The sequence below is a fragment of the Streptomyces amakusaensis genome (assembly GCF_039532665.1).
Classification (GTDB): domain Bacteria; phylum Actinomycetota; class Actinomycetes; order Streptomycetales; family Streptomycetaceae; genus Streptomyces; species Streptomyces amakusaensis.
Genome location: NZ_BAAASB010000009.1, coordinates 367,003 through 379,645, shown reverse-complemented (window position 1 = coordinate 379,645; position 12,643 = coordinate 367,003). Strand labels below are relative to the sequence as shown.

Below are 12,643 nucleotides of genomic sequence, written 5' to 3'. Positions count from 1 at the left end.
CCCTCACCGCCGAACGCTTCACCGCCAACCCCCACGGCACCCCCGGCACCCGCATGTACCGCACCGGCGACCTCGCACGACGACGCACCGACGGACACATCGAATTCCTCGGACGAGCCGACGACCAGGTAAAGGTGCGCGGCTTCCGCGTCGAACTCGGCGAAATCGAAACCGCCCTCACCCACCACCCCCACGTCACCACCGCCACCGTCATCCTCCGCGAGGACTCCGGAGTGCCTCAGCTGGTGGCGTACATCACGGGTACGGCCGACCCCGTGGCGCTCCGCGCGAGCCTGGCCGGCGAACTCCCCGACTACATGGTCCCGGCCGCGATCGTGGCGCTGGAGGAGCTGCCGACCAATGTGAACGGCAAGCTCGACCGCGCCGCCCTCCCCGCGCCCGAGGCTTCCTCGGTCACCCTGTCGCGGGGGCCGCGCAACGCTCGCGAGGAGATCGTCAGCGGCATCCTGGCGGCGACGCTGGGGCTGGACTCCATCGGTGTGGAGGACGACTTCTTCCGGCTCGGCGGGCACTCGCTGCTCGCCACGCGCGCGGTGAGCCGGCTGCGTACCGCGCTGGGTGCGGACTGCTCCGTACGGGATGTGTTCGAGGCGCGCACGGCCGCCGCTCTCGCGGCCCGCCTCGGCGGCGGGTCCGCCGTCGAGCGGCCCGCGCTGACCGGCGCGGCCACCAGGCCGGAGCGGCTGCCGCTCTCCTACGCCCAGCGCAGGCTGTGGCTGATCGACAGTGCGCGCGGCCCGGGCACGGCGTACAACGTGCCGTTCGCGGTACGGCTGCGCGGCGCGCTCGACATCCCCGCGCTGGAGGCCGCCGTACACGATGTGATCACCCGTCATGAGGTGCTGCGTACCCTCTTCGCCGAGCACGAGGGTGAGCCCTACCAGCGCGTTCTGCGGCCGGATGAGGCGCGGGTCCCGTTCTCGGTCCGTGAGGTTCCCGAGGAGTGGCTGGCGACGGAGGCGGAGTCCGTCTGCGGTCAGGTCTTCGATCTGGCGGTGGACGTACCGGTGCGGGTGACGCTGCTGCGCACCGCCGAGGACGACCACACCCTCGTCCTGCTGATCCACCACATCGCCACCGACGAGGGGTCGACCGGGCCGCTGCTGGACGATCTCGACACGGCTTATCGGGCCCGGCTCGCGGGCGGGGCACCGGAGTTCGCCCCGCTGCCCGTCCAGTACGCCGACTACGCCCTCTGGCAGCACGAACTCCTCGCCGACACCCCCCTCGCCACCGCACAGACCGAACACTGGCGCACCGCGCTCGCCGGGCTCCCCGACGAGCTGCCCCTGCCCACCGACCGGCCGCGACCCGCGACCTCCAGCCACGCGGGCGACGTGGTGACCTTCGAGGTGCCGGAGGCGACGGCCCGGGGGCTGGCGCGGATCGCCCGGGAGACCGGCGCGACGATGTTCATGGTGGCCCATGCCGCCGTGGCGGCGCTGCTGCACCGGCTCGGCGCGGGCGAGGACATCCCCCTCGGCAGCCCGGTCTCCGGGCGGGGCGAGGCGGCGGTGGACGAGCTGGTCGGCTTCTTCCTCAACACTCTGGTGCTGCGGGCGGATCTCTCCGGCGACCCGACCTTCGCCGAGCTGGTGGCGCGGGTGCGGGACACCGGTCTGGCCGCGTTCGAGAACGCGGATCTGCCGCTGGAGCGGGTGGTGGAGGCCGTGGGCCCGGCCCGCTCGCAGTCTCGGAATCCCTTGTTCCAGACGATGGTGACGTACTACTCGACCGGTGAGGGAGTACGGGAGCTGTTCGGTCTCCCGGCGGCCGAGCTGCCGGTGGAGATCGGCGGTGCCAAGCTCGATCTGGAGGTGGCCTTCGCCGCGTCCGAGACCGACGGCCGGCTCTCGGGCGGTGTCCGGTACGCCACCGATCTCTTCGACCGCTCGGGGGCCGAGCGGCTGACGGACCGGCTGCTGCGGCTGCTGGACGCGGTCGCCGCCGACCCGGGGACGCCGGTCTCCGGCATCGCGGTGATGGATCCGGCGGAGCGGGAGCGGGTGACGCACGGCTGGAACGACACCGCCCGTGAGCTGCCCGGCCCCCTCACGCTGGCCGCCCTGGTGGCCTCCGGGGCCCGTGATCTGGCCGCCGACGCCCTGGTCCTCGACGGCGAGCGGCTCTCGCGCGCCGGTTTCGAGGAGCGGGTGAACCGGCTGGCCCGGCTGCTGATCGGGCGCGGGGTCGGTCCCGAGGCGGTCGTGGCGGTGGCGCTGCCCCGCTCGTTCGACCTGCTGGTGGCCGTCCACGCGGTGGTCCGGGCGGGCGGCGCGTATCTGCCGCTGGATCTGACGCTTCCCGGTGACCGGCTGGCGTACATGACACGGACGGCACGGCCCGTCTGTGTGCTGACCGACACCGCGTCCGAGGCGCTCCTTCCGTCCGGGGTGACGGCCGAGCGGATCGCGCTCGACGCGCCCGCGACGCTGGAGCGGCTGGCTTCGCTGGCCTCCTTCGAGGTGACGGACGTGGACCGGTCGACGGCGCTGCTGCCGCGCCACCCCGCGTATGTGATCTTCACTTCGGGGTCCACCGGCCGCCCCAAGGGGGTGATGGTGGAGCACGCGGCCATCGTCAACCGGCTGAAGTGGATGCAGGGCGCGTACGGCCTCACTCCGGCGGACCGGGTGCTGCACAAGACGCCCGCCGGGTTCGACGTCTCGGTGTGGGAGCTGTTCTGGCCGCTCGCCGAGGGCGCTCCGCTGGTGATCGCGCGGCCGGACGGCCATCGGGACCCGGAGTATCTGGCCTCGCTCATCCGCGAGGAGCGGGTCAGTGTGCTGCACTTCGTGCCCTCGATGCTGGAGGCGTTCGTCGGCGAGGTCGAGGTGGCCTCCTGCCCGGGGCTGCGGCTCGTGGTGTGCAGCGGTGAGGCGCTCCCCGGCGATCTGGTGGCGCGTTTCCACGCCTCGGCCGGTGCGAACGCGGTGGCGCTGGAGAATCTGTACGGTCCGACCGAGGCGGCCGTCGATGTGACCGCGGCCTCCTGCCGGGCCGAGGACGGCGCGGCCGGTTCGGTCTCCATCGGCACTCCGGTGTGGAACACCCGGGTGTACGTCCTGGACGGGGCGCTGCGGCCGGTTCCGGTGGGTGTGGCCGGTGAGCTGTATCTCGCCGGGGCGCAGCTGGCCCGGGGTTACACGGCGCGGCCGGGGCTGACGGCCGAGCGGTTCACCGCCGATCCGCACGGGGGGCCGGGGGCGCGGATGTACCGCACCGGCGATCTGGCGCGGTGGCGGGCGGACGGCGGGCTGGATTATCTGGGGCGCGCCGACGATCAGGTGAAGCTGCGCGGTTTCCGGGTCGAGCTGGGTGAGATCGAGGCGGTGCTGGCGGCGGCCGACGGGGTGGCGCGGGCCGTGGTCGTGGTCCGGGAGGACGTTCCGGGGGTGCGGCAGCTGGTCGGCTACGCGGTGCCCGTCGCCGGTGCGGGCGGGTTCGACGCGGGGGCGCTGCGGGCGCACGCGGCCGAGCGGCTGCCGGAGTACATGATTCCGTCGGTCTTCCTGGAGTTGGCGGAGGTGCCGCTGTCGCCGAACGGGAAGCTGGACCGCCGGGCGCTGCCCGCGCCCGCGCCGGTCGTGGCGCGGCCGGCCGGGCCGGCGGCGGCCGTGGGCACGGTGCCGGATCCTTCGGCGGGCGGGTCTCCGGTGGAGGTCCTCTGCCGGGCGATGGCCGAGGTGCTGGGCCGTCCCGGGGTCGGGGCGGACGACAATTTCTTCGAGCTGGGCGGCGACAGCATCGTCTCCATCCGGCTGGTGAGTCTGGTCCGCAGGGCGGGGCTGACCATCACGGCGCGGCAGATCTTCCAGCAGCCGACGCCGGCGGGTCTCGCCGGGGTCGCCAAGGGCGCGGCGGCTGCCGTGGCCCGGCCGGTGGACGACGGGGTCGGCGCGCTGCCGCTGCCGCCGATCGCGCGGTGGCTGGCCGGGCGCGGCGGTCCGTTCGAGCGGTTCTGCCAGGCCAGGCTGGTGCGGTTGCCGGCCGGGGTGCGGGAGGAGGATCTCGTACCCGCGCTGGGCGCGCTGCTGGACCATCACGACGGGCTGCGGCAGCGGCTGACGGTGGGCCGGCCGGGGGTGTGGAGCGCCGAGGTCCGGCCGCGCGGCGCGATCGACGCGCGGGCGGTGCTGCGGACGGTGGACGCGCGCGGTCTGGACGAGGACGGTCTGCGGGAGCTGATCGGCCGGGAGTCGGACCGGGCGGCCGGGGAACTCGACCCGGTGGCCGGTGAGACGGTGCGGGCCGTGCGGTTCGACGCGGGGCCGGGGGTCGCGGGCAGGCTGCTGCTGGTGGCGCACCATCTGGCGGTGGACGAGGTCTCCTGGCGGATTCTGCTGCCGGATCTGCGGGCCGCCTGGGAGGCGGTCGTCGCGGGCCGGGCCCCGGCGCTGGATCCGGTGGGCACCTCGCTGCGGACGTGGACGGCTCATCTGCTGGCGGAGGCGCACGCGCCGCGCCGGGTGGCTGAGCTGGACCGCTGGCTGGAGGCGGACGCCCCGGTGCGTACGCTGACGGCCCGGCCGCTGGATCCGGCGCGGGACACGGTGGCGACGGCACGGGATCTGACCGTGCGGCTCTCGGCGGAGCGCACCGCGCCGCTGCTGGAGTCGGTGCCGCAGGCCTTCCACGGGACGGTCAACGACACGCTGCTGACCGCGCTGGCGCTGGCGCTGGGCGACTGGGCGGCGCGGGCCGGGCACATCGGGGCCGGTGCGCCGGTCGTGGAGCTGGAGGGGCACGGCCGGGAGCAGGAGCTGCTGCCGGGCGCGGATCTCACGCGGACGGTGGGCTGGCTGACCAGCCTGTATCCGCTGCGGCTCGGCGGCGGGGGCTATGACCCGGTCGCGGTGCTGGCGGGCCGTGAGGACGCCGGGGCCGCGCTCAAGGAGGTCAAGGAGCTGCTGCGGGGCGTCCCGGACGGGGGGCTCGGCGCGGGGCTGCTGCGGTATGCCAACGCGGCCACGGCGCGGCTGTTCGATCCGGGGGCCCGTCCGGAGGTCCTCTGGAACTATCTCGGCCGCAACACGGCCGAGGCGCTCTCGGCGGACTGGGGTCCGGCCGCCGAGGCGGACGCCCTGTCCGTACGGCCGGATCCGGCGACTCCGCTCTCGCACCCGCTGGAGATCAACGCGGAGATCGAGAACGGCCCGGACGGGCCGAGGCTCGTCGCCGGGTTCATCTGGGCGGGCGAGGCACTCAATCAGGCCACGGTCGGCGAGATCGCCGACGGCTGGCTCGCCGCACTGGACGCCCTGGCCGCCTGGGCGGCCGGCGGTACCACCACCGGGGGTCATACGCCCTCGGACCTCGACCTGGTCGATCTCGACCAGGACCAGATCAGCATGCTCGAAGCAATGTGGAGGGATCAGCAGTGACGCAGGCTCGAATCGAGGACATGCTTCCGCTGTCGCCTCTTCAGCAGGGCATGTTGTTCCATTCCGTGTACGACGCCGGGGCGACGGACGTCTACACCGTGCAGGTGTCGGTGGCGCTGGCCGGGCCGGTGGACACCGGGCGGCTGGAGCGGGCGGCGGCGGCGCTGCTGCGGCGGCACGCCAATCTGCGGGCCGGGTTCTGGCACGAGGGCGTGCCGCAGCCGGTGCAGTTCGTGCCCTCCGAGGTGAGCGTTCCGGTGGGCCGGGTCGATCTGTCGGAGCGGGGCGCGGGCGGCCACGGGAGCTCTCTCGCCGAGGCGCTGCGGCGGGTGGAGCGCCAGGAGCTGGCGCGCCGCTTCGAGCTGCACCGGCCGCCGCTGCTGCGGCTGCTGCTGGCGCGGCTCGGGGAGGGTGATCACCGTCTGGTGGTGACCGTTCATCACATCCTGGTCGACGGCTGGTCGATGCCGCTGCTGGTCGGGGATCTGCTGGCGCTGTACCGGAGCGACGGCGACGCCTCGGCGCTGCCGGCGGTGCGTCCGTACCGGAAGTATCTGAAGTGGCTGAAGCAGCAGGACGGGCCGGCCGCCGAGGCCGCGTGGCGTTCGGCGCTGGCCGGTCTTGAGGGTGCTTCGCTGGTGGCTCCGGCCGATCCGGCTCGTGGCTCGGTGCGTCCTGGTGTGCTCGGGGTGGAGCTGTCGGAGGAGGCCACCGGGCGGCTGACCGCGACGGCGAGACGGCTGGGCACCACTCCTTCCACGCTGATCCAGTGCGCCTGGGGTCTGGTGCTGGGCGGGCTGACCGGCCGTCAGGACGTGGTGTTCGGGCTGACGGTGTCGGGGCGTCCCGACGAGCTGCCGGGCGTCGAGTCGATGGTGGGTCTCTTCATCACCACGGTGCCGGTGCGGATCACTCCGCGCTCGGGGGAGAGCGCCGAGGAGCTGCTGCGGCGGTTCCGTGACGAGCAGAACGGGCTGCTGGCCCATCACCATCTGGGGCTGCGGCTGATTCAGAAGCAGGCGGGCGGCGGGGAGCTGTTCGACACCCTGGTGGTCATCGAGAACTATCCGGTGGACCCGGACGCCCGGCCGGAGCCGGGGGACGGGCTGAGCGTCACCGGGGTCGAGGCGCGGGACGCCACGCACTATCCGCTCACGCTCGCGGTGTCGCTGGAGGAGCGGGTCCGGCTGGAGCTGGAGTACCGGCCGGATCTCTTCGACGAGCGGCGGGCCGGGCTGATCGCGGAGCGGCTGGCCTCGGTGCTGGACCAGCTGTCCACCGCGCCGGAGACGGCGGTGGGGGCGCTGGCTCTTCTGTCGCCCGCGGAGCGCGAGCAGTTGCTGGGCGGGGCCCGGGGGGCCGCGTTCCCGGTGCCTTCGGGCACGGTCGCCGACCGGTTCGCCGAGCGGGCGGCGGGGGCCCTGGACGCGCGGGCGGTGGTCTCCGGGGCCGAGGAGCTGACCTTCGGCGAGCTGGACGCCCGCGCGGGCCGGCTGGCGGCGCTGCTGGCCTCGCGCGGGGTGGGCCCCGAGTCGGTGGTGGCGCTGGCCGTGCCGCGTTCGGCGGACTCGGTGGTGGCGATCCTCGCGGTGCTGCGGGCGGGCGGGGCGTATCTGCCGCTCGATCTGGACCATCCGGCGGACCGGCTCGGCTACATGATCGAGGACGCGGCCCCGGTGTGTGTGCTGACCACCTCGGCCGCTGCCGGGCTGCTGCCGGAGGGCGGCGGTCCGGAGCGGATCGTGCTGGACGGCGAGTGGACCACGACCCAGCTGGCGACCTTCGACGGCCGCTTCGCCGCCCCGGCGGTGAGCCCGGACCATCCGGCGTACGTCATCTACACCTCGGGTTCCACCGGCCGTCCCAAGGGCGTGGTGCTCACCCACGGCGGTCTCGCCAATCTCTACGCCAACCATGTCGACCGGGTCTTCGGCCCGGTGGCAGGCGCGTCGGGCGGCCGTCGGCTGCGGGCGCTGCACACCGCCTCGTTCAGCTTCGACACCTCCTGGGAGCAGCTGTTCTGGCTGATCGCCGGGCATGAGCTGCATGTGCTGGACGAGGTGGGGCGGCGGGACGCGGAGTTCGTCGTCGGCTATGTCCGCGAGCGGCGGATCGACGCGATGGACGTGACGCCGACCTACGCCCAGCAGCTCGTGGAGTGGGGGCTGCTGGACGGGGAGCGGCACCGGCCGGCGCTGCTGCTGCTGGGCGGCGAGGCGGTGCCGGACTCGCTGTGGACGCGGGTGCGGGCGGCGAGCGGGGTGATGTCGGTCAATCTGTACGGGCCGACGGAGTACACCGTGGACGCGCTCGCGGCGGATCTCGCGGACAGCGCGACGCCGGTGGTGGGCCGTCCGATCGGCAACACCTCGGCGTATGTGCTGGACTCGGCGCTGCGGCCGGCTCCGGCGGGCACGGTCGGCGAGCTGTATCTCGCGGGCCGGGGCATGGCGCGCGGCTATCTGGGCCGGTGCGCGCTGACCGCCGAGCGGTTCGTGGCGGACCCCTACGGCGGGCCGGGTACGCGGATGTACCGCACCGGGGATCTGGTGCGGCTGCGGGCCGACGGCGAGCTGGAGTATCTGGGCCGGGCCGACGACCAGGTGAAGATCCGGGGCTTCAGGATCGAGCTGGGCGAGATCGAGTCGGCGCTGACGGCGCTGGCGGGTGTGGGCACGGCCGCCGTGGTGGTGCGTGAGGACACCCCGGGGGTGCGCCGGCTGGTGGCCTATGTGACCGGCGGGGCGGAGCCCGCCACGGTGCGGGCGGAGCTGGCCGCCTCGCTGCCGGAGTACATGGTCCCGGCGGCGGTGGTGGTGCTGGACGAGCTGCCGACGAATGTCAACGGCAAGCTGGACCGGGCGGCGCTGCCCGCGCCGGTGCTGGGCGGCTCCGAGGTCTCCCGTGCGCCGGAGGGCGGGACGGAGGAGACGCTCGCCCGGGTCTTCACGGAGGTGCTGGGGCTGGCCTCGGCCGGTGTGGACGACGACTTCTTCGCCCTGGGCGGCGACAGCATCGTCTCGATCCAGCTGGTGTCCCGGGCGCGCAAGGAGGGCCTGGCGCTGACCCCGCGCGAGGTCTTCGAGCACCGTACGGTGGCGAAGCTGGCGGCCGTGGCGCGGCCGGCGGCCGCGGCCGGCGGGCCCGCCGCCGCCCCGGCCGGGGAGCAGGGGCCGCTGGTGGTCCTGGACGAGGCGCAGCGCGAGGTGCTGGGGCGGGCGTTCCCGGACGCCGGGGAGGTGCTGCCGCTCTCGCCGCTCCAGGAGGGGCTGTACTTCCACGCGGTCTACGACGACCGGGCGCTCGACGTCTATCTGATGCAGAACTTCCTGGAGCTGCTGCACGCCGTGGACGTGTCCGCGCTGCGGGCGGCGTTCGACGCGCTGCTGCTGCGGCACCCGAATCTGCGCTCCGCGTTCTGGCACGAGGGTCTGGACGGGCCGGTGCAGGTGGTGCCCGCCGGGTGGGAGCTGCCGTGGCGGGAGCTGGATCTGACCGGTCTGGACCGTGCGGCGCAGGACGAGGCGCTGCGGGAGTTCTCCCTCGCGGACGCGGCGACCCGCTTCGACCTGGCCGCGCCGCCGCTGATCCGGGTGACACTGCTCAAGTTCTCCGCCGAGCGGTGGATGCTCTGTGTGACACAGCATCACATCCTGACCGACGGCTGGTCGGAGTCGCTCTTCTTCGAGGAGCTGTTCACGCTGTACGCACGGGGCGGCGAGGTGGACGGGCTGCCTCCGGTCACTCCGTACCGCGAGTATCTGCGCTGGCTGGCCGCCACCGACGGGGAGGCGTCCGCGCTGGCCTGGCGGGATCATCTCTCGGGGCTCGACCAGGCGACGCTGGTGGCTCCGGCCGATCCGCAGCGGCGGCCGGTGACGGCCGAGGTGGTGGAGATCGTGCTGGACGAGGCGGTCAGCGACCGGCTGCGCACCTTCACCCGGGGCTGCGGCGTCACGCTGAACACGGCGCTCAGCTCGGCGTGGGCGCTGACGCTGGCGCAGCTGACGGGCCGGGACGACGTGGTGTTCGGGGCGACGGTCTCGGGGCGTCCGGGGGACATCCCCGGGGTCGATCAGATGATCGGCATGTTCATGAACACCCTGCCGTTCCGGGTGACGCTGCGGCCGGACGAGCCGCTGCGGGAGCTGCTGGTGCGCGTCCAGGGCGAGCACGCGGACCTGCTGCCGCACCACTATGTGGGGCTGGGCCCGATTCAGCAGCTGAGCGGGGTGGGACAGCTCTTCGACACCCTCTATGTCTTCCGCAACACCCCGCTGGACGACGCGGCGCGCGAGGAGGCCGTGGAGCGGCACCGGATCGGCTGGACGCACAGCGTCGACGGCACGCACTATCCGCTGACCCTGGCGGTGACCCCGGAGCGCGAGCTCGAACTGAGCGTGGCGTACCGGCCCGATCTCTACGACCGCGAGAGCGCCGAGCGGATCGCCGGGCGGCTGCGACTGCTGGTGGAGCAGCTGGCCGACGGCGGGGCCGCCCCGGTCGGGCGGCTGCGCACGCTGGCCGACGGGGAGCGCGCGCGGCTGCTCGCGCTCGGCGACGACATGGGGCATCCGGTGCCGGACACCACGGTGATCGAGCTCTTCGGCGAGCAGGCCCGCCGCACGCCCGGCACCACGGCGCTGGTCTTCGACGGGGAGCGGCTGAGCTACGCGGAGCTGGACGAGCGGGCCAACCGGCTGGCCCGGGCGCTGATCGCCCGGGGCGCGGGTCCGGAGCGGGTGGTGGCCCTCGGGCTGCCGCGTTCGGCGGACTTCGTGGTGGCGCTGTTCGCGGTGCTGAAGACGGGCGCGGCCTATCTGCCGCTGGATCTGGACCATCCGGTGGAGCGGCTGGCGACGATGGTCGGCGACGCGGCTCCGCTGGCCCTGGTGACCTGCGCCCCGGTGGTCGGGCGGGTCCCGGCGGGCGGTGCGCTGCTGGTGCTGGACGCGCCGGAGACGGTGGCGGAGCTGGCGGCGCTCTCGGGCGCTCCGGTGGCGGACGCCGAGCTGAGCGGTGTGCGCGACGGCCGGCACCCGGCGTATCTGATCTACACCTCGGGCTCCACCGGCCGCCCCAAGGGGGTGGTGGTGCCCTACTCGGGGCTGACCAACATGCTGGTAAACCACCGGGAGCGGATCTTCGCCCCGGCGGTGGCGAAGGCCGGCGGCCGGCGGCTGCGGGTGGCGCACACGGTCTCGTTCGCGTTCGACATGTCCTGGGAGGAGTTCTTCTGGCTGGTCGACGGGCACGAGGTGCATGTCATCGGCGAGGAGCTGCGGCTGGACCCGGCGGCGCTGACCGCGCACTACGACCGGGTGGGCGTCGACGTGGTCAATGTGACCCCGTCGTACGGACAGCAGCTGATCGACGCGGGTCTGCTGGATCCGGGCCGGCACCGGCCGGTGCTGGTGCTGCTGGGCGGCGAGGCGGTGCCGGACTCGCTCTGGTCGCTGCTGAAGGCCGCCGAGGGCACCATGGCGTACAACCTCTACGGTCCGACCGAGTACACGATCAACGCGCTGGGCGCGGACGTCGACGGCAGCGCGGGCTCGTGCGTCGGGCGTCCCATCCACAACACCCGTGCCTATGTGCTGGACAGCGGCTTGCGGCCGGTTCCGGCCGGGGTGCCGGGCGAGCTGTATCTTGCGGGCGCGGGGCTGGCCCGGGGGTACTTCGAGCGGCCCGCCGCGACCGCCGAGCGCTTTGTCGCGGACCCCTTCGGCGAGCCGGGGACGCTGATGTACCGCACGGGCGACCTGGTGCGCTGGCGCGCGGACGAGAGCATCGACTATCTGGGCCGTACCGACCACCAGGTGAAGATCCGGGGTTTCCGGATCGAGCTGGGCGAGGTCGAGTCGGCGGTGGCCTCGCTGCCGGGGATCGCCGCCGCGTCGGTCGTCGTCCACACCGGGCCCACCGGGATCAAGCGGCTGGTGGCGTACACCGTGCCGGCCTCGGGCACGGTCGGCGCGGAACCGGTGCGGCTGCGGGCGGCGCTCTCGGCCGCCCTGCCGGAGTACATGGTTCCGTCGGTGTTCATGGAGCTGACGGCGCTGCCGCTGACGGTGAACGGCAAGGTGGACCGGGCGGCGCTGCCGGCCCCGGACTTCGGGGACGGCGAGAGCGGCCGGCCGCCGAAGGACGCCCGCGAGGAGCTGCTCTGCCAGATCTTCGCCGAGGTCCTCGGGCTGGAGCGGGTCGGGGCCGAGGACAACTTCTTCGAGCTGGGCGGCCATTCGCTGCTGGCGATGCGGCTGGTCGGCCGGATCCGTGCCGAACTGGGCATCCCGGTCCAGGTGGGCACGGTGATGTCGGCCCCGACGGTGGCCGATGTGGCCGCCCGGATCGGCTCCGACGCCCGCCGGGACGCGCTGCGCACCCTGATGCCGCTGCGCGGGCGCGGCTCGCTGGCACCGCTGTTCTGCTTCCACCCGGCGTCCGGTTTCAGCTGGCAGTACACGGGACTGCTGCGCCATCTGGACCGTGAGCGGCCGGTGTACGGGCTCCAGTCGCCGGGGCTCTCGGGCGCGCTGCCCGAGTGCGCGGACCTGGCGGCTCTCGCCGAGCTGTATCTGGCGGAGATCCGGACGGTGCAGCCCCGGGGGCCGTACCACTTCCTGGGCTACTCCTTCGGCGGGACGCTCGCGCAGACCCTGGCGGCACTCCTCCAGGAGCGCGGCGAGGAGGTCGCGTTCCTCGGTCTCCTCGACGCCTATCCGCCGGAGAACGACGACTGGTCCCATGTCGACGCGCCGGACTTCCGGGAGCGGCTGGAGCGGGAGGAGAGCGGTTTCCTGCTCTCGGTCGCCGGAGTGAGCGCGGGCGGCGGGGAGGCGGGCGCGGAGGGCGGCGCGCTGAGCCGGGAGGAGGCGGTGACCGCCATCCGGGACAGCCAGGGTCTGCTGGCCGGTTTCGACGACTCGCTGCTGAGCGCGATCGTGGAGACCAACGTCCACTGTGTGCGGCTGCTCTCGCGCAGCACCACCCGGCGGTACCGGGGCGATGTGCTGTTCTTCACGGCGGCGCGGAGCACCGGGCCCGAGGACGAGCCGCTGAAGGTGTGGCCCGCGTTCGTGGACGGCGAGATCACCGAGCATGTCCTGGACTGCTCGCACGACGAGCTGATGGACACGGGCAGGCTCGCGGAGATCGGGCCGGTCCTGAACGCCGCGCTCGCCGCGCTGTGAGCGGGATCCCCGGCTGCCAAGAGGCGGCAAATTATGCAAGGCTTA

2 protein-coding genes are annotated in these 12,643 nt (G+C 73.7%); both read left to right on the top strand.

Annotated features, from left to right (window positions below; translation table 11 throughout):
• A partial coding sequence (locus tag ABD371_RS18890; protein WP_344478412.1) for an amino acid adenylation domain-containing protein occupies positions 1–5,405 on the top strand: 5,405 nt, incomplete at its 5' end.
• 20 nt (positions 5,406–5,425) lie between these two features.
• Complete coding sequence (locus tag ABD371_RS18885) at positions 5,426–12,598, top strand: amino acid adenylation domain-containing protein (protein WP_381733972.1); 7,173 nt, start codon at positions 5,426–5,428, stop codon at positions 12,596–12,598.
• Positions 12,599–12,643 lie beyond the last annotated feature (45 nt).